The sequence below is a fragment of the Saccharopolyspora endophytica genome (genome assembly GCF_018070075.1).
Taxonomy (GTDB): Bacteria; Actinomycetota; Actinomycetes; order Mycobacteriales; family Pseudonocardiaceae; genus Saccharopolyspora; species Saccharopolyspora endophytica.
Genome location: NZ_JAGPXE010000001.1, coordinates 228,599 through 247,572, shown reverse-complemented (window position 1 = coordinate 247,572; position 18,974 = coordinate 228,599). Strand labels below are relative to the sequence as shown.

The following is an 18,974-nucleotide window of genomic DNA, read 5'->3' as shown; positions in this document are numbered from 1 at the left end:
ACCCCGCACTTGCCTTGCTCGATTCAGGGTGATTTGTTTCACCCATCATCAAATCTCCAGGCAACAGCGCTTACCTGGCAAAACGTCACATTCACTGGGAACGCGAAGCGTTACCACCCGGCTTCGCAACGCACTGCTCCACGCCCGAGCAGCAGCGCTCAGCGGCGGGTGTCGGTGACGTTGAAGTTGAGGTACGCGCGGGAGGACGTCGGGCCCCGCTGACCCTGGTACCGCGAACCCGCCTCCTTCGACCCGTACGGGAAGTCGGCGGGGCTGGACAGCCGCAGCAGGCAGAGCTGGCCGATCTTCATCCCGGGCCACAGGGTGATCGGCAGGTTCGCCACGTTGGACAGCTCCAGCGTGATGTGGCCGCTGAAACCCGGGTCGATGAACCCGGCCGTGGAGTGCGTCAGCAGACCCAGCCGCCCCAGCGAGGACTTGCCCTCCAGCCGGCTGGCCAGGTCGTCGGGGAGCTTCACCGACTCGAACGTCGACCCCAGCACGAACTCGCCCGGGTGCAGCACGAACGGCTCGTCCTCGTGGGTCTCGACCAGCGAAGTCAGCTCGTCCTGCTGCTTCGACGGATCGATGTGGGTGTAGCGGGTGTTGTCGAAGACCCGGAAGTACCGGTCCAGCCTCACGTCGATGCTCGACGGCTGGATCATCGACGGGTCGAACGGATCCAGTTCGAGACGTCCCTCGTCCAGCTCTTTACGCAGGTCCCGATCACTCAGCAGCACACGACCAGGGTATCGGGAGCCGATGTCGATCTTCCCCGCCCACCGTGCTAATCTACGCAGCGTCGAACGGTGAGCACCGTTGCGACGAATGCGGATGTAGTTCAATGGTAGAACATCAGCTTCCCAAGCTGAGAACGCGGGTTCGATTCCCGTCATCCGCTCCACGGAACGAAGACCCAGGTCAGAAGCCCAGAGCTTCCCTGGGTCTTTCTTTTTCCCGCAGCTTTCAGCACTCCGCTGCCAACACTCCTCGCATGGCGACAGCGCATGGTTACGACGTCTCGATCGAATGGACCGGGAATCTCGGAACCGGCACGAACGACTACCGGGCTTTCAGCCGCGCGCACGAGATCCTCGCGCAGGGCAAAGATCCCATCGCGGCGTCGGCCGATCCCGCGTTCCGGGGCGATCCGTCCCGGTGGAACCCCGAAGAGCTGCTGGTCGCGACCGTCGCCCAGTGCCACATGCTCTGGTTCCTGCACCTGAGCGCGAACGCCGGAGTGGTCGTCGTCGACTACACCGACGACGCGCACGGTGTCATGACGATGGACGAGCGCGGAGGCGGCGGCCGGCTCACCGAGGTGACGCTGCGGCCCCAGGTGACCGTCACCGAGGAATCGATGATCGACCAGGCCAACTCGCTGCACGGCAAGATCCACGAGGTCTGCTTCATCGCCCGCTCGGTCAACTTCCCCATCCACCACGAGCCCGAGGCCCACGTCCTCTGACCTCACCCGGTCCCGACGAACACCACCTCGGGGAACTGCGCCGACGGCCCGTCCAGCACCGGTCGTGGCTCGTGCTTGAGGTGCTGGTCGAAGAACGCCGCGAGGAAGGTGCGCGTCACGTCGATGGCCCGAGCCGGATCCAGCGGTGGGCCCTGACCGGTGAGCTGGTCGATGATCAACCAGATGTCGGTGAACGAGGAGTGGTCCGTGCCCCGGACCGCGAGCCAGCGCTTCCAGCCGTGGATGCCCGGCCACGCTTGACCCCACGTCGGATCCTGGTCGCCCTCCCAGGCTTCGCCGTTGCGCAGCAGCAGCGCCGGGCGGTCGAGACCGGCCACGGACTCCGGCCGGTAGAGGGTGCCGTCGAGGTTGGCCGCGGCATCGATCCGCGGATCCCGGCGTTGGAGGGTCAGCGCGCTGGCGCCGCCGATCGAATGCCCTGCGACCCCGATGCGCTCGCCGTCCACGAACGGCAGCGCGGACAGGTGATCGACGACGAAGCCCAGGTCGAGAACGCGCGACTCCACCACCGGCTGCAGATCGTGCAGACCGCACGGCACCGGCCTGGCGCACGGCACCACCCGACCGTCCGGCAGCGCGATCGGCGCCTCGTGGAGGTGGTCCACCGTGGCGACCGCGTAACCGCTGCCGGCGAGGTGCTCGGCGAGGGAGCTCACCGTGGCGCGCGGCAACGAGAAGCCCGGCGAGAGCACCACCAACGGCCACCGGCCCGTCCTCGGGACGGCCGCCTGCTCGCCGTGCGTCCGCGTGGCCGCGACCTGCTCGGGCGGAACGTCCACCAGCCAGTTGGCCGTGGACTGCCGGGCGACCTCCGGGTGCATGTACTCCGCCTGCTCACCGCGTCCGTCGACCGCCGGGTACCGCAGCGTCGTCATCAGCGTCCGCGGCCCGCCGGCCGGGTGCCACGGATCGGTACGATCCGGGTCCACGAGTGGGAACGAGACCTCGCCGACGGGAAAGGCCCCTTGCGGCGGGGGCAGCGTCGGCGGTGAGGTCCGCGCACTCGCCTGCGGCGCCAGGCACAGCAGGACGAGCGCGCACAGCAGCATCCGGATCCAGCGCACGACCGCCTCCTCCCAGTCCCACCGACCAGCAGAGCACAGCTCAACCACCCCGACCGGGCCTTCCCGCGGCCACTACCCGTTGGGAGCAAAGGCGAACGTGGAACCCTCTTCGGCCGTAAACACGTCTCCGGCGAACTCCGCTCGTGCTGCGGCCAGGGCTGCTGCGCGGTCGTTGCCCGGCCAGAAGTGCGTGAGCATCAGGTTCCGGGCACCCGCCCGCTGCGCCCACCACCCGGCTTCCGTGGCGGACAGCAGGTTCCGCCGCGAAGCTTCGCCGGGCCGGTCGGTGGCGTCGACGATGAACAGCTCGGCGTTCCGGCCCAGTTCCACGAGGTTCCGGTCCACTCCCGTGTCTCCGGTGTAGGCCAACGTGATGCCCTCGGCGCTCAACCGGATTCCCGTGTTGGGCACGAAGTGCGGGAGTGCCAGACCGGTCAGCTCGAACGGCCCAACCCGGTACGCCCCCGGTAGCGGGTGCACGTCGAAGACCGCGTGCAGGTCGACGTCGGGTTCCAGGCCGGCGAGCCGGTCGAGCACGCCAGGAGGGCAGTACAACGGCAGTGTCGGCCCACCGCCGTAGAATCTCGCGCGGAACAGGCCGTGCAGGTCGATGCAGTGATCGGGGTGTTCGTGGGTGATGACTACCGCGTCCACCCGGCCGTCCGGCCAGTGGTCGAACAGCCTCGGCAGGGTCGCGTAGCCGAGGTCGAGGACCAGGCGGTGCCCGGCCCAGTCCACCGCGAATCCGCTGCACGCCCGGCCCTGTTCCGGGAAGGCCGCGCAGCTACCGAGCACGGTCACCCGCCGCACGGACGTGTCTCGGTCAGGGCGACCATCGGCAGCGTCGTGCCGGACTCCGAGATCGGGGCTCCCAACGTCCGCTCGAAGACCGGGCGCAGCTTGGCCCAGGCGCGGGGATTCCTGGCGGCGTAGCGCTGCAGGGTCTCGGCCGCTTCGGCGGGCGTGAGCCTCCTGGCCTCCACCGGAACCCGCGACCGGGCGCCGACGGAGACGTGGGCGCCGGGGTGGGCGTCGAGGTTGCGCAGCCACTGGGTGCGCTCGCCGAAACCGGCGGCCAGGACGTAGCCGGTTTCCGTTCGGTCGACGACCTCCAGCACCACGTACCGGGGCTGCCGGGACTTGCGACCGACGTGTTCGAGCATGAGCAGGCGCTGCCCGAACACCCCGCCCAGACCCGCGCGGAAGATCCAGATCGGCGCCCGAACCAGCCACCTGGTGCGCAGCAGCCTCGCGGCCAGGTTCGCGACCCGCGAGGACCGGTCATCCGTCATCCGACCAGCAGAGCACAGATCCCGCCCCGCGACCGGAGAATTCGGTGGACGCGGCTGGGAAGATGTTCGGGTTCGCGAGAACTTCGGGGTGATTGGGGAAATGGTGGATCCGAGGGACGCCGACGCGAGCCGGTTCGCCGGGGAAGCGTTGTCGGAAGGACGACCGACGGGCTGGTTCGAACCGCTCTACGCCGCGGCTTCCGGCGGCGAGGCCGTGGTGCCGTGGGACTTGGAGGCACCGCACGGGTTGCTGCCCGACTGGGGGCGCGATGTCGACGGCTCCGGCCGGTCGGCGCTGGTGGTCGGCTGCGGTTACGGGCGGGACGCCGAATTCGTGGCCTCGCTGGGATTCCGGACCACGGCGTTCGACATCTCCGAGACCGCGATCCGCGACGCCCGCGCGCGACACGCCGGTTCCGGGGTCGAGTACGTGACCGCTGATCTGCTGGACCCGCCACCGGAGTGGGTCGGCGGGTTCGACTTCGTGCTGGAGTCGATCACCGTGCAGTCGATGCCGCTGTCGCTGCGCGCGGAGGCCACCGACCGGGTCGCGGCGATGGTCGCGCCGGGCGGCGAACTGCTGGTGATCTCCGGAGTTCGAGCCGAAGGCACCGATGTGGACGGTCCGCCGTGGCCGCTGACCCGCAGCGAGATCGAAGCCTTCGCCACCGGTGGCCTGCGGGTCGAGCGGATCGAGCAGGCACCGCTGCCGGCGAACCCGGACATGACCTCCTGGCGGGCGCTCTTCACGCGATGAGCCGTGCTCGGCGGGCTCTCAGCGGAGCCCGCCGAGCAACGACCTCAGAGCTCGAAGACGACGCCGGTCTTGACCTGCATCGTGCAGCTGTTGGAGAAGGTCTGCGTGTAGCTGACCTCCTTGCCGCGCCACTTGCCTTCGATCTTCGCCGTGACGGGCTGGTACTGCATCGTGCAGACCTTCGACACGTTGGCCTGCATGGCGGTGAAGTCGCCGTTGACCTTCTCCAGCTCCTCGCACGCCTTGGCCGCGTGCTGGTGCGTGCCGCCCGCCGGGTGGCACTTGAGCTCACCGAACTTGTTCGCGGTGATGTCCCGGCTCTGAACGGTCAAGCGCATCGTGCTGTCGGCCGGCGCCGCGTGGGCGATCCCGGGGACGACTGCGGTTCCAGCGATGAGGGCCGAGGCGAGAAGCACTCGGCGAGTCAGTTTCGCAAACACCGTTCCTCAACTTTCCTGTTGCAGGATTTCGGTTCAGCTGTTGCGCGGGAAACCAACTGCGCGCCAACGCTTCCCGCGAGTCTGAATTCGGCTGGCGAACCCGCCACACCGGGTGAGCCACACGCTACTGCATTACCCGACGTAGCCCCGTGTCACCCAATTCAGCGACAACACAAGGATTTTTACGCACGAGTAGTTACCGTCTACTGAGGACAATTATTTCTCGGAGATTTCAACTGAGAATCGAGATTCCGCTTCCCATTGCCATCGTCCGGTGGAACGCCCGCAACTCTAGCGCGCGATGCGCTCGGCTTCAGAACTTCGACGTGAGACCACCGTCGACCGCCAGCGTCTGACCGGTGATGAACGACGCCTCGTCGCTGGCGAGGAACACCACCGCACCCGCGATCTCCTCCGGACGACCCCACCGGCCCAGAGCCGTGCGCGTGCGCTGCCACTCCGACCAGCTCGGATCATCGGCCAAAGCGGCGTTGACCTCGGTGGCGAACGTGCCCGGAGCCACCGCGTTGACCGTGATCCCCGACGGCCCGAGATCAGCCGCCAACGCGCGCGTCAGCCCGTCGAGACCCGCCTTCGCGGCCGGATAACCGACATCGCCGGCACGCCCAAACTGCGCGATCACCGACGAGATGTTGATGATCCGTCCCGGCGCACCGCGCGCGACCAACCCCTCCGCGACCACCCGCGACAACGCGTACGCGGTGATGAGGTGGTTCTCCAGCAACCGCGCCAGGTCCGCGGGCGTGAGCTCACCGACGCCTCGCCGATCCCGCTGACCCACGTTGTTGACCAGCACATCCGGCTCCAGATCGCGCACCACGTCCGGCGCCCCGGGGTCGGTGACGTCGAAGACCGCCGCCTCGACCGAAAGCCCCTCGCCGCGCAGCTCCTCCACCGACGCGCCCACGGCGTCGGCCTCCCTGCCGTTGAGCACCACGTGCGCGCCCGACCGAGCCAACCCGCGCGCCATCTCCAGCCCCAGCCGCGCGCCGAACCCGTGACCAGCGCTTTCCTGCCGACGAGCGAGAACATGGGTCCCCTCCGGGCCGAGCCGTCACAACGGATCACACCGTAGCCCGACCGCGCACGTCGTCGAACCGGATTACGAGGCCACGAGGGTGTTCTGCCCGACGTGCACCAGCCAGCGGCCATCGGACGCCCGGGTCAGCACGTACGTGGGCGCGCCCTCGGTGCCCTCCGAGCGGTAGATCTGCCGGACCTTCACCGCGGCGACATCGGGCCGCAAGAACTGGACGTGCACCGCCTCGTAGGTCACCTCCCCGTCCCAGGAAGCGCCGGGGAGCACCGCACGGGTGAACTCGGCGATCGCGTCGAAGCCGATCAGCACCTTGCCCGCGGCGGTGGTCCACAGAGCATCGGGGTGGAACAGGGCCAGGAATCCCTCGGCGTCCTTGGCCCGCTGCGTCCGCTGGACCTCCGCCACCACCTGCTCGATCGCCTCGCGGTCGTTCTCAACAGTCATGCCACCACTCTGGGACCTCGACCAGAGTCGAAGTCGACACCTCGCGACGACCTGCCGCTGTCGGGCATCGGTGCCAGGCTGACGGGATGCATGCGAAAGACTTCGACTGGCCCCAGGCCCTCCGGGAGCAGTGGGAGTGGCACTGGACCAACCTGATCCGGCCGCGCCTCGAAGGCCTGACCGACGACGAGTACTTCTGGTCCCCGGTCCCCGGCGCCTGGAGCGTCCGGCCCCGCGGCACCTCGAACGCGCAGATCCAGGCCGGCGCCGGGAACTTCACGATCGACTACGGCTTCCCCGCACCCGACCCGGCCCCGTTCACCACGATCGCCTGGCGCCTCGGGCACGTCATCGTCGGCGTGCTCGCCGCCCGCAGCGCCGCCCACTTCGGCGCGCCCGAAGCGAGCTACGAGTCCTGGGAGTACGCGGGCGACGCGGCCACCGCCCTCGGCCAGCTCGAAACCCAGCTCGACGTCTGGCTCACCGGACTGCACCGCCTCACCGAGGCCCAGCTCCGCGAACCCGTCGGCGACAAGGAGCCCTACCCGACCGCCCCCATGGCAGAACTGGTCCTGCACATCAACCGCGAACTCATCCACCACCTCTCAGAGGTCTGCCTCATCCGAGACCTCTACGCCCACAGCTAGAGCACGTCGTCTCGGCGGGGCCAGGGGTGAATCGACGCGCCGGGGCCGGGTTTCCGCCCGCCCCGCGAGGATCAGCGGTCGTGGTGGTCCTGCTCGGTGACCGTGAAGCGGGCCGTGCGCTCGTCCGTGCCATCGCTGGAAGCCGCGGCTTCCTCCAGCACGCGAACGAAGGCCGGGTTCGACAGCTCCACGCCGGCGCACCGCATGCACGCCAGGGGCGGTGGAGGCAGGCACCACTGCCCCACCGAAGCCGGCACCACGCCAACAACGAGCTCTCACACCCGCACCCGGCCCTGGTACCCGGGGAACACGGATTACCGCCGTAATCAGGTACCCGAATACGGGGGTATTTCGGAACCCGATTACGGGGGTATTCCGGGTTGGTGGAGCTGTTTGGGACACGAGGTCGCAACGGAGGAATCGGGGCTCGTGGGGACAACGCTCTTGCGCCACGCGGGCGGAACGGGGTCACCTCCGCTGATCTCACGTGAGCGTCCGTTCATCGCCGTTGTTCTCCGGCTGCTGGTGCTGCAGGCGGTGGCGATCTCCTCCGCACTGCGGCATCGCCGCGCCGCCAGTCGCGACTGCTGGCACGATCGGCGCCGTGGGTGCCTATCAGGCCGAGGCGTGGGCCGACTTTGGTGTTGCGGTGGCCGGTGCGGGTGCTGCGCTGGCAGGTCTGGTGTTCGTGGCGTTGTCGATCAACCTGGAGCGGATTCTGGCCGGGTACCGGCTGACGGCCCGGGCCGGGCACACCCTGATGCTGCTCGCCGCACCACTCGTGATCGCGCTGCTGCTGTTGATCCCCGGCCAGAGCGAGAGCGCCCTGGGGACGGAGCTAGTAGTGCTCGGCGCGGTCACCGGTGCGTGGCTGGCGGTGTTGAACCGGCCCTGGCTGCGCTCACCGGAACAGCCGCTCCTGTCGTGGATCACCAACAGCGCCATACCTGCCGGGTTGCTGTCGGTGGCGACGGTCGTCGGGGGGCTAGGGACGATCACCGGGACCCTTGGCGGGCTGTACTGGCTTCCGGCCGGGGTGATCGCGGCCTTCGTCGGCGCGTTGCTCAACGCGTGGGTGCTGTTGGTGGAGATCCTCCGCTGAGCGCTGAGGCACCTCCAGCTCTAGATGTGACGACGACGTGACCCCGGTTCTCAGGCCAGACGATGGGCATCACGACTGAGAGTCGGACACCCGCTTCGAGAAACTGCCCATGACCCGGCCTACTCCTGGGCCATGTCGACGAAGCGGCTGTAGTGGAGCTGGTGGGCGACGGTGATCGTCGCGGTGGGACCGGCACGGTGCTTGGCGACCATGAGGTCCGCTTCGCCCATGCGGGGGTCGTCCCGCTCGAAGGCGTCGGGGCGGTGGATCAGGATGACCATGTCCGCGTCCTGCTCCAGGGATCCCGACTCACGCAGGTCCGACAGCTGCGGCTTCTTGTCCGTTCTCTGCTCCGGACCACGGTTGAGCTGGGAGATCGCGATCAGCGGGACTTCGAGCTCCTTGGCCAGCAGCTTGAGGTTTCGGGAGAACTCCGAGACCTCCTGCTGACGGGACTCGACGCGCTTGCCCGAGGTCATCAGCTGCATGTAGTCCACGACGATGAGCTGGATGTCGTGGCGCTGCTTGAGACGACGCGCCTTGGCGCGGATCTCCATCATCGTGAGGTTCGGCGAGTCGTCGACGAAGATCGGCGCTTCGCTGATCTCGCTCATCCGCCGGGCCAGCCGGGTCCAGTCGTCGTCGGTCATGCGACCACCGCGCATGTCGCCCAGGCGGATGCGCGCCTCGGCGGAGAGCATGCGCATCACGATCTCGGTGCGCCCCATCTCCAGCGAGAAGATGACACTCGCCAAACCGTGCTTCACCGACGCTGACCTGGCGAAGTCCAGTCCCAGGGTGGAGTTGTGCGTCGGGATCATCGACCGCGTCGCGAGGTAGAGGTGATCGACCGAATCCACCTCGACGCACCGAACCGGCACGCTCTCCACCGGCCGGACAGCGGTGATGTAGCGCATCCCGACCATCCGGGGCTTGCGCGCGGTCCGCTCCTTGTGGACGAGCTTCTTGCGCTCCAGTCGGAAGACCTCGTCCTGCGTGCTGAAGGTCAGCTGGAAAGCCGTCGAGGTTTCCTCGCAGCGCCCACGCACCCGTTTGGTCGTCCACGAGCAGCGGTACCCGAGGCTGACGACCAACTCGTAGGTGTCGCGCGCCAAGCGTTCGTTGGTGACGCTGAACTGCACCGAACCACTGGGCAGGACGGTCCCGTCGGTGTCCAGCAGGCCCGCGAGCAGCGCCCGCCGCTGACTCTCCGAAGCTCGCAGGAAATCCTCCGGGATGTGCTTGTTCCCGAGCACACCCATCGTCCGCAGGAGCGCCTGGACGGTTCCCCGCTCGTTGCGGCATCGCTGGCACTGGCGAAGGCCGCACGTCGGCCTGCCGCAGTCAGGGCAAGTGGGCTGCGCAACCGGAGCGGACATGAAGCGAGCCTTGCCGCCGCAGCTCCTACCGCAGGTCCGGACCTGACTGGTCTTGGGCACGAAGGCCTCACCGCAGACGACGCAGAGGCGCTCTGCGGCCGGCTCCGGCGGCACGAACTGAATCCCGTAGTACAGGTGCCGAATCTCAGGGGCGTAGTAGCCTTCGCCCTCGACGTACGCGGCAATCTCCGGATCAGCGCTGGTGAACGCCGCTGACGCCGAAGTGCCGTCACCGAGCCAGACGCCCAGGACGTAGGGCGCGAGAGGCAGCTCTCGTTCCGGAAGGTCGATAGGACAGGTGGCGTTGACGGAGTGGTTCAGACGGCGGTCGGCCGTGTGGCACCGCAACGTCGCCGCGATCTCCTCCGTGGTTCGCACCTCGGCGAAAGTCCGCTGGTTGCGCATCCGGTTGTATCCGGTGGCTGCCGCGTGGGCGGATTTCCTCGACGCCCTCGTATCCGTCAACCACTGGTGGTTGCCGTCGGCGATGACCGTCGTTCCGTCGGAGAACTCGACCTGGTAGCACGGGCGGTCGTGCATGACCTCGGTAGCTGCGACGACCCTGGTGGGCTTGCCGTCAGCGCCGATGAGGTGGTCACCGACCTCGACCTCACCCATGGTCGTCCAGCCATCGGGCGTGGGCAGAGGCGTGTCCAAGGCGAGCGCCTTGCCCACGCCGGGTCGCGCGGCGACGATGATCATCTGGCCTGCGTGGAGGCCGTTGGTCAGGGCGTCGAGGTCCGCGAAGCCGGTGGGGATGCCCTGGGACTCCCCGCCCCGGGACGCGATCGCGTCGATCTCGTCCATCGTGGGCTGGAGGAGTTCCTCCAGGGCGTGGTAGTCCTCGCTGGCCTTGCGCTCGGTGACGTCGTAGATCGACGCCTGGGCGCGGTCCACGACCTCCTCGATCGCCGCGCCCTCCGAGCCGTGGTAGCCCAGCTGCACGATGCGGGTGCCCGCCTCCACGAGGCGGCGCAGGATCGCCTTCTCCGAGACGATCTCCGCGTAGTAGCCGGCGTTCGCGGCCGTGGGGACCGTGGAGATCAGCGTGTGCAGGTACGGGGCGCCGCCGACCTTGACCAGCTCCTGGCGGCGCTCCAGCTCCGCGGAGACGGTGATCGCGTCCGCCGGTTCACCGCGGCCGTAGAGGTCGAGGATGCAGTCGTAGATGGCCTGGTGCGCGGGCCGGTAGAAGTCGTTCGGGCTCAGCGCCTCGACGACGTCGGCGATCGCGTCCTTGCTCAGCATCATTCCGCCGAGCACGGACTGCTCGGCCGCGAGGTCCTGCGGAGGCTGGCGCTCGAACGTGCTGGCGCCGCCGGGTGCACCCCCACCGTTGTCCGCGAAGTACGGGTCGTCGTCCCGATCGTCGGGAACCGTCACCGGACCCCGTCACCTCCTCCGACCAGCAGCCTGTCGTCCGTGCACACCACGGCGACCGAACCCTCTCGCACGCGCGCGTCCACGCCGTCGTCGGGACACCGAGACGGAGCGTAGGCACAAGCGCACGCGCGCGAAGCTAGATCGCCCGCACAGAGCAGGCAACTCAAGTTGTGGACAAACCTCGGGACAACCTGTGGATAGATTGAAACGAGCTGGGGATAACTTCGGACAGCGTTCCGCGCTGCTGGGGACAACTTGGGGACAAGTAGCCTTGATCGACTCAAAACCCCAGTTCAGAGCCTGCGTACAAGCTGTGGAAGAAATCCGTGGAAACTCCCGGCGTGTCGCCACCATCGGCGTGTCGCAATCAACAGCGGTGGGTGATCGGAGAGAGATCATCGTGACCGCCAGTGCACGGCCGGGACACGGCATCGTCCACCCCGTCACACGAATGCCGGAGTGGACGATGCCGTTTGAAGAGTCCGGTACTACCGGGTCACTGCTCGCCGGTCACCTGGACGTTGACGTTGGCCGTCACGTCGGGGTGCAGCTGCACGTCGACGATGTGCTTGCCCAGCGACTTGATGTGGCCGCGCAGCGAGACCGAACGCTTGTCGAGGTTCGGGCCACCGGCCTTGCGCACCGCGGCGACGACGTCGCCGCTGGTGATCGAGCCGAACAGCTTGCCCTGCGAGGACACCTTGGCGGTCAGCGTGACCGCGTCCAGGTTCTGCAGCTGCTGCTTGAGCTCGTGAGCGTGCTCCAGGTTCCGCACGCGGCGGTTCTCCTGGACGCGACGGATCGTCTCGACCTGCTTCTGCGCACCCTTGGTGGCCACGATGGCCAGGTTGCGGGGCAGCAGGTAGTTCCGCGCGTAACCGTCCTTGACCTCGACGATGTCGCCGGACTCGCCGAGGCCGGACACGTCAGCGGTGAGGATGATCTTCATGACGTGACTCCTTTCCCTTAATCAGCGAGCGGTCGAGGTGTAGGGCAGCAGGGCCATCTCACGCGCGTTCTTCACCGCGATGGCGACGTCGCGCTGGTGCTGGCTGCAGTTGCCGGTGACCCGGCGGGCACGGATCTTGCCGCGGTCGGAGATGTACTTCCGAAGCAGCGTCGTGTCCTTGTAGTCGATCAGCGTGGCCTTGTCCTTGCAGAACACGCAGACCTTCTTCTTCGGCTTGCGCACAGGCGCCTTGGCCATTGGTCTTCCTCCTGAACGAAAAACTTCCTAAGCGTTAGCTGCGGCGAGCGTCAGAACGGCGGCTCGTCGCTGAAGCCGCCACCGGAACCTGCCGGCGGGGCCGAACCCCACGGGTCGTCGGCCGGCGGACCGGCCGGGGCGCTTCCGCCGCCACCGCCGAAACCGCCTCCGCCACCACGGCTGACCTTGTTGACCTTGGCGGTGGCGTAGCGCAGCGACGGACCGATCTCATCGACCTCGAGCTCGACGACCGTGCGCTTCTCGCCTTCCTTGGTCTCGAAGGACCGCTGGCGCAGCCGGCCCTGCACGACCACACGCATGCCCCGGGTCAGCGTCTCGGCCACGTTCTCCGCAGCCTGCCGCCAGATGTTGCAGCGCAGGAACAGCGCCTCGCCGTCCTTCCACTCGCCGCTCTGGCGGTCGAAGGTCCGCGGGGTGGACGCGACGGTGAAGTTCGCGACCGCAGCACCGGACGGGGTGAAGCGCAGCTCCGGATCGGCGGTCAGGTTGCCGACCACCGTGATTACCGTTTCACCAGCCATGACCTGGGGACTCCAGTCTGGTCGTTAGCGGGTACGGGCCTGGATCAGGCAGACGCCTTGGCGGCACGGGCCTTGGCGGCGCGCGCGACCTTGCGGGGCTCAACGATCTTCCGCTGGACCTTGGTCCGCAGGATCGACTCGTTGAGGTTCAGCTGACGGTCCAGCTCCTTGATGGTGGCCGGCTCGCCGTTGAGGTCCAGGACGACGTAGATGCCCTCGGAGTTCTTGTTGATCTCGAAGGACAGCCGACGACGGCCCCAGACATCGACCTTCTCGACGGTGCCACCGTCGTTGCGGACGACGTTGAGGAAGTTCTCCAAGGACGGAGCGACGGTGCGCTCGTCCAGGCTCGGGTCCAGGATGACCATGAGCTCATAGTGACGCATGAAGACCATTCACCTCCTGTGGACTCACGGCCACGGACTTTCCGTGGCAGGAGGGTCGTTCGCGTCAACGAACCAGGCAACGGTAGCAAGGGCCCCCGACACCGCTGCGATTGCCCCGCTCAGCGGTACCCGGAGCCGAGATGAGGCCGAAGGCGCGATCCCACGCTGAGCGCTACCGACCGCCGTCAGGCAAGCACCGAGGGTGCTTTCTCCTTGCCCCACCCGATCAACCGGCACCGCCGCGGGTTCTGACACGTCTTCTGGGGAGGACAGCCGCAGCGCCGCGTATAGAAATACTCAAGTCGCGGATCCCGGAGCCAGAAGGCGTGTCAGGTTCCGCCACCCGCACCGCTGAGCAAGAGGACCACGCCCGACAGAAAATGCCAGGTCAGTGGCGTCGGAGGACCCAGGCTCGGACCAACGCCGCAGTCACCACGGCGAGGGAGACGGCGGCGATGAGGACCGGGAGGGCGACGCGTTCGGAGACCTCGGTCGGGAGGGCTTCGGCCTGGCCGGCCGCGCGGATCTCGTCCTGCTCGTCCTGGACGCGCTGCCGATCCTGGGCCTGTCGTGCCAGGTCACCGACGTTGGGCGCCATGCCGGGCACCTGGCCGTAGCGGGCCTGGGCCCACGGCAGCGAGGCGCCGCGCAGGCTCGGCGGCAGCATGCTGACCGCGGCCGGAGCGCCGTTGGCGCTGGGCATGGTCGGCACGGGGCTGGTGGACGGCGCGGACGGCGGCGGCCCGACGGGCGCGGGTGCCGGGGTCTGCGACGAGGGAGGCGTCTGCGACGGCTGCTCGGGCGGCGGTTCCTGCGAGGACGGCGGCGGAGGGGGCTCCTCCTCCGGCTCCGGGGCGTTGACCGTGATCGAGTTCCCGAGGCTGACGAGGTTGGTGAAGTGGAAGCGGACGGCCTCCACCTTGTCCTCCGGCAGGCCGAGCTGGCTCAGGCGCGGTGTCGCGGCCTTGGCGATCTCGCGGCCGGAGAAGGAGTTGGCGCCGGGTTCGGCGGTGCCCAGCGCGATGGGGCTGCCCGAGGCGAACTGCTCGGAGGCGTCGGAGGCGGGGCCGAAGGCCAGCGGCATGGCCAGCAGGACGGCCTGGTTGAGCTTGAAGTCCAGCGTCTTGGGCAGCACGGAGATCGGCTGGCCGACCTCACCCGAGACGATGGCGATGGGCTGGTCGACGACCAGCGGCTCGGCGGCGGCGGCCGTTCCCAGGCCGAGGCAGCTTCCCGCCAGGATCACCAGACCCGCGGCACCAGCGGATACGGTCCGGCGGAGCGCGTTCGGTTTGATCAGTGGGTTGGGGTTTCCCCAGGTACCCATGGCTCGCCTCCCCGCGAACGGCTCCGAATCGACAGTCACTGTCTCAAAGCTCCTAACGCGCGAGTACCGCCGTTGGTTGCGGCCATCCGGCAAATCCGTTGATGTTCCACAGTGTGGAACACCCCGGTGCGCCCCGGTTCCCGGGTCCGGGCGGTGTGGACGAATAGACTGCGTGCCATGCGTATCGGCGCCCATGTTCGCGATGACGATCCGCTGACCGCAGCCGCTGAGCGCGGCGCGGAGGTGGTGCAGTTCTTCCTGTCCGACCCGCAGGGGTGGAAGGCGCCGAAGCCGCATCCGCAGGCAGAGCAGCTGCGGGGCAGCGACGTCGCCGTTTTCATCCACGCACCCTATGTGATCAACGTGGCCTCGTTGAACAACCGGATCCGCATCCCGTCGCGGAAGTCGGTGACGCAGCAGGCGAAGGCCGCTGCGGAGGTCGGCGCGCAGGGCTTGATCGTGCACGGCGGGCACGTCACGAAGGACGACGACCCGGCCGAGGGCATCGCGAACTGGCGCAAGCTGTTCGAGCGGCAGGCCGACGAGGGCGGTTTCGAGGTCCCGATCCTGATCGAGAACACCGCGGGCGGCGCGAACGCGATGGCCCGGCGGTTCGACGTGCTGGCCCGGTTGTGGGACGCGGTGGGCGAGTTCGGCGCGGGGTTCTGCCTGGACACCTGCCACGCGCACGCGGCGGGCGAGGAGCTGCTCGACGTGGTGGACCGGGTCAAGGCGATCACCGGCCGGATCGATCTGGTGCACCTCAACGACTCGCGGGACGAGTTCGGTTCGTCGAGGGACCGGCACGCCAACATCGGTTCGGGCAACATCGATCCTGAGCTCCTGGTGGACGTGGTGTCGAGGGCCGGTGCGCCGGTGGTGGTCGAGACCCCGGACGAGGGTCAGGCCGCCGACATCGAATTCCTCCGCTCGAAGGCGAGCTGAACGGCTGTTTCCCGGCTGGTCCGGGTGAGAGGAGCCCGGCATCAAGGTCGCGCGGGGTTTGACGGTGTCGGCGTTAGCGGTGTTGTGCCTGCTGACGGCCGTGACGTTGGCGTTGGGGTACGCGAACAAGGCTCGTTGCACGGGCCCGGAGTTCAACGAGTGGGGCCGCTCGGTGCCGGACTACCAGATGCGGTCCTACCGGGACGTCTGCTACTCCGACATCCAGAACCTGTGGGTGGGCCGGGACATCGACCGGCACGTCTTCCCGTACGTGCACGGGGGCATCGACGAGGACGGCTCGCTGTGGGGCGGTGTCGTGGAGTACCCGGTGCTGACCGGGGTGCTGATCTGGGCCGGTGCGCTGTTCGTGAGCACCGATGCCGGGTTCCTGCTGTCGTCGGCGCTGCTGATGGCGCCGTTCGGGCTGGCGGTGGCGTGGTGGCTGGGGCGGTTGAGCCGCTGGCGGGCGCTGCTGTGGGCGATCGGGCCGCCGTTGGTGCTCTACGCGGATCACAACTGGGATCTGCCGGTGGTGGCCAGCGCGGTGGCGGCGGTGTTCGTGATGCACCGCTGGAGCGCGTCGCTGGCGCGTCGTTCCACGGTGGCCGCGGTGCTGCTGGGGCTGGGTTTCGCGTTGAAGCTGTATCCGGCGATCTTCGTGCTGCCGTTGATGCTGTACGTGTTCACCGAGGGCGGCTGGGACTGGCGTGGCGCGTTGCGGGTGGCCGGTGCGGCCGCGGGGACGGGGCTGCTGGTCAACGTTCCGTTCGCGCTGGCGGGTTTTCAGGGCTGGGCGGCGTCGTTCGAGTTCCAGTCGCGGCGTCAGGTGGACTTGAGCACGAACTCGGTGTGGTACTGGGGTTTCCGGGACTGGACCGGGGATGACGGCTTCCAGTCCGCGATGGGCATCGTCTCGCCGGGCCTGATGCTGGTGTCGTTCGCGTTGGCCTGCTGGATCGGCTGGTTGCGGTTCGAGAGGACCGGGACCTACCCGTGGGTGCAGGTTTCGGCGGCGATGCTGTGCGGGTTCCTGCTGCTGCACAAGGTTCATTCGCCGCAGTACACGTTGTGGCTGCTGCCGTTCTTCGTGCTGGTGCAGGTGCGCTGGGGATGGATCGTGGCGTACCTGGTGGCGGATTTCGCGATGTGCGCGGGCATCTTCCGCTGGCTGTACCTGAACAACGAGGGGATCCCGAGCGGTGTGCACGACGGTTTCACGGCGCAGGCGCTGATGATCGGGGTCTGGGGCCGGGCCGCGCTGCTGGTGGGGCTGTTCGTGGCCTTCCTGTCGGCTCGCACGACCATCGACGAGCAGCCGTCGGGTGATGAGGTGCCCGCTGAGACCTCGCGGTACCGCATCAGGAACCTCGGCTGAGGCCGGAGAACGAGAGAGGGCCCCGCGGCTGCGCGCCGCGGGGCCCTCTCCTCTGAGGGGTCCGATCAGAAGACGGACTCGTCGAGCTCCATGAGGGAGTTGTCGGCGGCCTCGATGATCTTGCGGCGGCCGGTGAGCTCGGGCAGGACGTTCTTGGCGAAGAAGCGGGCGACCGCGACCTTGCCCTGGTAGAACGACTCGTCCTTGCCGGCACCGGCGTCGAGCGCGGCGAGCGCGATCTCGGCCTGCTGCAGCAGCTTCCAGCCGATGAGCAGGTCGCCGACCGACATCAGGAACGACACGGCGTGCTGGCCGACCTTGTAGATGTTCTTGATGTCCTCCTGGGCGGAGGTCAGGAACTCGAACAGCGTGCCGAGCTGGCCCTGGACGTCACCGAGGGCGCGGGTGAGCAGCTCGCGCTCCTCCTTGAGGCGCTCGTCGGCGTCGGTGGCCTCCAGCGTCTTCTGGATCTCGGCCGCGACGTGGCCGATGGCCGCGCCCTGGTTGCGGACGATCTTGCGGAAGAAGAAGTCCTGCGCCTGGATCGCGGTGGTGCCCTCGTAGAGGCTGTCGATCTTGGCGTCGCGGATGTACTGCTCGATCGGGTAGTCCTGCAGGTAGCCGGAGCCACCGAGGGTCTGCAGCGAGTGCGTGAGCATCTCGTAGGCCCGCTCGGAGCCGACGCCCTTGACGATGGGCAGGAGCAGGTCGTTCACGGCCTCGGCGAGGGTGACGTCGCTGCCCTCGTGCTTGCCCTGGGTGATCTGGTCCTGGTAGTCGGCCGTGTAGAGGTAGATGGCGCGCAGGCCCTCGGCGTAGGCCTTCTGCAGCATCAGCGCGCGGCGCACGTCGGGGTGGTTGGTGATGGCGACGCGCGGGGCGGTCTTGTCGGTGCTGCGCGTGAGGTCCGCGCCCTGGACGCGCTCCTTGGCGTAGTCGAGGGCGTTGAGGTAGCCGGTCGACAGGGTGGCGATGGCCTTGGTACCGACCATCATCCGCGCGTACTCGATGACCTGGAACATCTGCGCGATGCCGTCGTGGACCTCGCCGAGCAGCCAGCCCTTGGCCGGGGTGCCGTGCTGGCCGAAGGTGACCTCGCAGGTGGCGGAGGCGTTGAGGCCCATCTTGTGCTCGACGTTGGTGACGAAGGCGCCGTTGCGGTCGCCCGGCGCACCGGTCTCGCCGTCGAAGTGGAACTTGGGCACCAGGAACAGGCTCAGGCCCTTGGTTCCGGGCTTGGCCTCGATGCCGGGTCCCTCGGGACGGGCGAGCACCAGGTGCATGATGTTCTCGGTCATGTCCTGGTCGGCGGAGGTGATGAAGCGCTTGACGCCGTCGAGGTGCCAGCTGCCGTCCTCCTGCTGCACGGCCTTGGTGCGGCCGGCGCCGACGTCAGAACCGGCGTCGGGCTCGGTGAGGACCATGGTGGCCCCCCAGCCGCGCTCGATCATGAGGTCGGCCCACTTCTTCTGCTCCTCGGTGCCGTTCTTCCAGAGGATCGTCGCGAAGTTGGGGCCCGCCATGTACATGTAGACCGGCGGGTTGGCGCCCAGGATGAGTTCGGCGGCCGACCAGGTGACGGTCGGGGGGATGCCGTAGCCGCCCAGCTCGTCCGGCAGGCCGAGCCGCCACCACTCACCGTCCATGACCTGCTGGTAGGACTTCTTGAAGGACTCCGGCAGGGTTACCGAGTGGGTGGCCGGGTCGAAGTGCGCGGGGGTGCGGTCACCTTCGACGAAGGACTCGGCGAGCGGGCCGGTGGCCAGGTCGTTGAGTTCGGACAGCACGCCGCGAACGGTGTCCTGGTCGGACTGCTCGAAGGCGCCCTTGCCCAGTCGGTCCTGCACCTTGAGGACCTCGAAGAGGTTGAACTCGAGGTCTCGGACGTTGCTCTTGTAGTGGCCCATCGAAGGCTCCCTCTTGCACGCTGCTGCGGGTGGGCCCGGCTACGAGCCCTTACTCGTCGGTAACAAGAAGGGTATTACCTGGCGGTAACTTCTGTCGAGGCGACCTGTGCCACCCTCCCCTCGCACCCCTTCTGACCTGCGTTCCCTTCCGCAAAATTCGCCTATCGGGATAAATTCGAAGGCGCCCTGTCACCCCTGCGCCCTACAGTGGGCGATCCGGACCTCACT

General features: G+C 68.1%; 20 protein-coding genes and 1 tRNA gene. 7 read left to right on the top strand and 14 right to left on the bottom strand.

What is annotated here, in order from left to right; translation table 11 throughout:
* Positions 1–158: 158 nt before the first annotated feature.
* On the bottom strand, positions 159–740 hold the full coding sequence (gene dcd, locus KBO27_RS01125; RefSeq protein ID WP_132672005.1) for a dCTP deaminase: 582 nt from the start codon (positions 738–740) through the stop codon (positions 159–161).
* Between the two features lie 90 nt (positions 741–830).
* Here dcd and KBO27_RS01120 point away from each other — a divergent pair.
* Together KBO27_RS01120 and KBO27_RS01115 are read left to right on the top strand one after the other, a co-directional pair.
* Positions 831–904: transfer RNA gene (locus tag KBO27_RS01120), tRNA-Gly, on the top strand.
* Between the two features lie 90 nt (positions 905–994).
* Positions 995–1,468, top strand: a complete 474-nt coding sequence (locus KBO27_RS01115) for an OsmC family protein (protein ID WP_210968139.1) — start codon at positions 995–997, stop codon at positions 1,466–1,468.
* Positions 1,469–1,470: 2 nt separating this feature from the next.
* Here KBO27_RS01115 and KBO27_RS01110 read toward each other — a convergent pair whose 3' ends face one another.
* The 3 genes from KBO27_RS01110 to KBO27_RS01100 all read right to left on the bottom strand — a co-directional run bounded on the left by KBO27_RS01110 (position 1,471) and on the right by KBO27_RS01100 (position 3,845).
* Positions 1,471–2,553, bottom strand: coding sequence for an alpha/beta hydrolase family protein (locus tag KBO27_RS01110; protein ID WP_210968138.1), 1,083 nt, complete (start codon positions 2,551–2,553; stop codon positions 1,471–1,473).
* A 72-nt stretch (positions 2,554–2,625) separates the two neighbouring features.
* Entirely contained in the window at positions 2,626–3,363 is a 738-nt protein-coding gene (locus tag KBO27_RS01105; RefSeq protein WP_210968137.1) for an MBL fold metallo-hydrolase, read from the bottom strand.
* A complete protein-coding gene (locus tag KBO27_RS01100; protein WP_210968136.1) occupies positions 3,351–3,845 on the bottom strand; it encodes a nitroreductase family deazaflavin-dependent oxidoreductase in 495 nt (164 codons plus the stop codon). The genes KBO27_RS01105 and KBO27_RS01100 overlap by 13 nt, the downstream gene beginning before the upstream one ends.
* A 100-nt stretch (positions 3,846–3,945) precedes the next feature.
* On the opposite strand from KBO27_RS01100, the gene KBO27_RS01095 reads away from it, so the two are divergent.
* Complete coding sequence (locus KBO27_RS01095) at positions 3,946–4,602, top strand: class I SAM-dependent methyltransferase (protein ID WP_210968135.1); 657 nt, start codon at positions 3,946–3,948, stop codon at positions 4,600–4,602.
* A gap of 44 nt (positions 4,603–4,646) precedes the next feature.
* On the opposite strand, the gene KBO27_RS01090 is transcribed toward KBO27_RS01095, so the two are convergent.
* From KBO27_RS01090 to KBO27_RS01080, 3 genes are all read right to left on the bottom strand, one after another.
* The gene (locus KBO27_RS01090; protein ID WP_281420595.1) at positions 4,647–4,940 is read right to left on the bottom strand and encodes an SSI family serine proteinase inhibitor; all 294 of its coding nucleotides are present in this window, start codon (positions 4,938–4,940) and stop codon (positions 4,647–4,649) included.
* Between the two features lie 415 nt (positions 4,941–5,355).
* The gene (locus tag KBO27_RS01085) at positions 5,356–6,033 is read right to left on the bottom strand and encodes an SDR family oxidoreductase (RefSeq protein ID WP_210968133.1); all 678 of its coding nucleotides are present in this window, start codon (positions 6,031–6,033) and stop codon (positions 5,356–5,358) included.
* Between the two features lie 132 nt (positions 6,034–6,165).
* On the bottom strand, positions 6,166–6,546 hold the full coding sequence (locus KBO27_RS01080; protein ID WP_210968132.1) for an SgcJ/EcaC family oxidoreductase: 381 nt from the start codon (positions 6,544–6,546) through the stop codon (positions 6,166–6,168).
* An 86-nt stretch (positions 6,547–6,632) separates the two neighbouring features.
* Between KBO27_RS01080 and KBO27_RS01075 the strand changes: the two genes are divergently transcribed.
* Complete coding sequence (locus KBO27_RS01075; protein WP_210968131.1) at positions 6,633–7,193, top strand: DinB family protein; 561 nt, start codon at positions 6,633–6,635, stop codon at positions 7,191–7,193.
* 604 nt (positions 7,194–7,797) lie between these two features.
* Positions 7,798–8,295: a hypothetical protein gene (locus tag KBO27_RS01070; RefSeq protein ID WP_132672014.1), complete on the top strand. Its 498-nt coding sequence runs from the start codon at positions 7,798–7,800 to the stop codon at positions 8,293–8,295.
* A 119-nt stretch (positions 8,296–8,414) separates the two neighbouring features.
* On the opposite strand, the gene dnaB is transcribed toward KBO27_RS01070, so the two are convergent.
* The 6 genes from dnaB to KBO27_RS01040 form a co-directional block, all read right to left on the bottom strand.
* Positions 8,415–11,057, bottom strand: coding sequence for a replicative DNA helicase (gene dnaB / locus KBO27_RS01065; protein WP_210968130.1), 2,643 nt, complete (start codon positions 11,055–11,057; stop codon positions 8,415–8,417).
* Between the two features lie 496 nt (positions 11,058–11,553).
* Entirely contained in the window at positions 11,554–12,006 is a 453-nt protein-coding gene (rplI, locus tag KBO27_RS01060) for a 50S ribosomal protein L9 (RefSeq protein ID WP_132686483.1), read from the bottom strand.
* 21 nt (positions 12,007–12,027) lie between these two features.
* Positions 12,028–12,264 carry a 30S ribosomal protein S18 gene (rpsR, locus tag KBO27_RS01055; RefSeq protein ID WP_093419808.1) on the bottom strand — a complete coding sequence of 79 codons (237 nt, stop codon included), beginning with the start codon at positions 12,262–12,264 and terminating at the stop codon, positions 12,028–12,030.
* Positions 12,265–12,314: 50 nt separating this feature from the next.
* Complete coding sequence (locus KBO27_RS01050) at positions 12,315–12,806, bottom strand: single-stranded DNA-binding protein (protein ID WP_132672017.1); 492 nt, start codon at positions 12,804–12,806, stop codon at positions 12,315–12,317.
* A 44-nt stretch (positions 12,807–12,850) separates the two neighbouring features.
* Positions 12,851–13,201, bottom strand: a complete 351-nt coding sequence (rpsF, locus tag KBO27_RS01045; protein ID WP_235874909.1) for a 30S ribosomal protein S6 — start codon at positions 13,199–13,201, stop codon at positions 12,851–12,853.
* 379 nt (positions 13,202–13,580) lie between these two features.
* Entirely contained in the window at positions 13,581–14,519 is a 939-nt protein-coding gene (locus KBO27_RS01040) for a hypothetical protein (RefSeq protein ID WP_210968129.1), read from the bottom strand.
* 177 nt (positions 14,520–14,696) lie between these two features.
* Here KBO27_RS01040 and KBO27_RS01035 point away from each other — a divergent pair, with 177 nt between their 5' ends.
* Positions 14,697–15,464 carry a deoxyribonuclease IV gene (locus KBO27_RS01035; RefSeq protein ID WP_210968128.1) on the top strand — a complete coding sequence of 256 codons (768 nt, stop codon included), beginning with the start codon at positions 14,697–14,699 and terminating at the stop codon, positions 15,462–15,464.
* 64 nt (positions 15,465–15,528) lie between these two features.
* Entirely contained in the window at positions 15,529–16,839 is a 1,311-nt protein-coding gene (locus KBO27_RS01030; protein ID WP_210968127.1) for a glycosyltransferase family 87 protein, read from the top strand.
* A gap of 65 nt (positions 16,840–16,904) precedes the next feature.
* Here the strand turns inward: KBO27_RS01030 and KBO27_RS01025 are convergent, their stop codons facing one another.
* Positions 16,905–18,746 carry an acyl-CoA dehydrogenase gene (locus KBO27_RS01025; RefSeq protein WP_210968126.1) on the bottom strand — a complete coding sequence of 614 codons (1,842 nt, stop codon included), beginning with the start codon at positions 18,744–18,746 and terminating at the stop codon, positions 16,905–16,907.
* Positions 18,747–18,974: the final 228 nt, after the last annotated feature.

Excerpts from the sequence above, each read along its gene's own strand:
- KBO27_RS01040 (WP_210968129.1), bottom strand. The coding sequence starts at position 14,519 with ATGGGTACCTGGGGAAACCCCAACCCACTGATCAAACCGAACGCGCTC.
- KBO27_RS01085 (WP_210968133.1), bottom strand. The coding sequence starts at position 6,033 with ATGGCGCGCGGGTTGGCTCGGTCGGGCGCGCACGTGGTGCTCAACGGC.
- KBO27_RS01075 (WP_210968131.1), top strand. The coding sequence starts at position 6,633 with ATGCATGCGAAAGACTTCGACTGGCCCCAGGCCCTCCGGGAGCAGTGG.
- KBO27_RS01115 (WP_210968139.1), top strand. The coding sequence starts at position 995 with ATGGCGACAGCGCATGGTTACGACGTCTCGATCGAATGGACCGGGAAT.
- KBO27_RS01090 (WP_281420595.1), bottom strand. The coding sequence starts at position 4,940 with ATGCGCTTGACCGTTCAGAGCCGGGACATCACCGCGAACAAGTTCGGT.
- KBO27_RS01080 (WP_210968132.1), bottom strand. The coding sequence starts at position 6,546 with ATGACTGTTGAGAACGACCGCGAGGCGATCGAGCAGGTGGTGGCGGAG.
- KBO27_RS01025 (WP_210968126.1), bottom strand. The coding sequence starts at position 18,746 with ATGGGCCACTACAAGAGCAACGTCCGAGACCTCGAGTTCAACCTCTTC.
- rplI (WP_132686483.1), bottom strand. The coding sequence starts at position 12,006 with ATGAAGATCATCCTCACCGCTGACGTGTCCGGCCTCGGCGAGTCCGGC.
- KBO27_RS01100 (WP_210968136.1), bottom strand. The coding sequence starts at position 3,845 with ATGACGGATGACCGGTCCTCGCGGGTCGCGAACCTGGCCGCGAGGCTG.
- KBO27_RS01095 (WP_210968135.1), top strand. The coding sequence starts at position 3,946 with ATGGTGGATCCGAGGGACGCCGACGCGAGCCGGTTCGCCGGGGAAGCG.
- KBO27_RS01050 (WP_132672017.1), bottom strand. The coding sequence starts at position 12,806 with ATGGCTGGTGAAACGGTAATCACGGTGGTCGGCAACCTGACCGCCGAT.
- KBO27_RS01035 (WP_210968128.1), top strand. The coding sequence starts at position 14,697 with ATGCGTATCGGCGCCCATGTTCGCGATGACGATCCGCTGACCGCAGCC.
- rpsR (WP_093419808.1), bottom strand. The coding sequence starts at position 12,264 with ATGGCCAAGGCGCCTGTGCGCAAGCCGAAGAAGAAGGTCTGCGTGTTC.
- rpsF (WP_235874909.1), bottom strand. The coding sequence starts at position 13,201 with ATGGTCTTCATGCGTCACTATGAGCTCATGGTCATCCTGGACCCGAGC.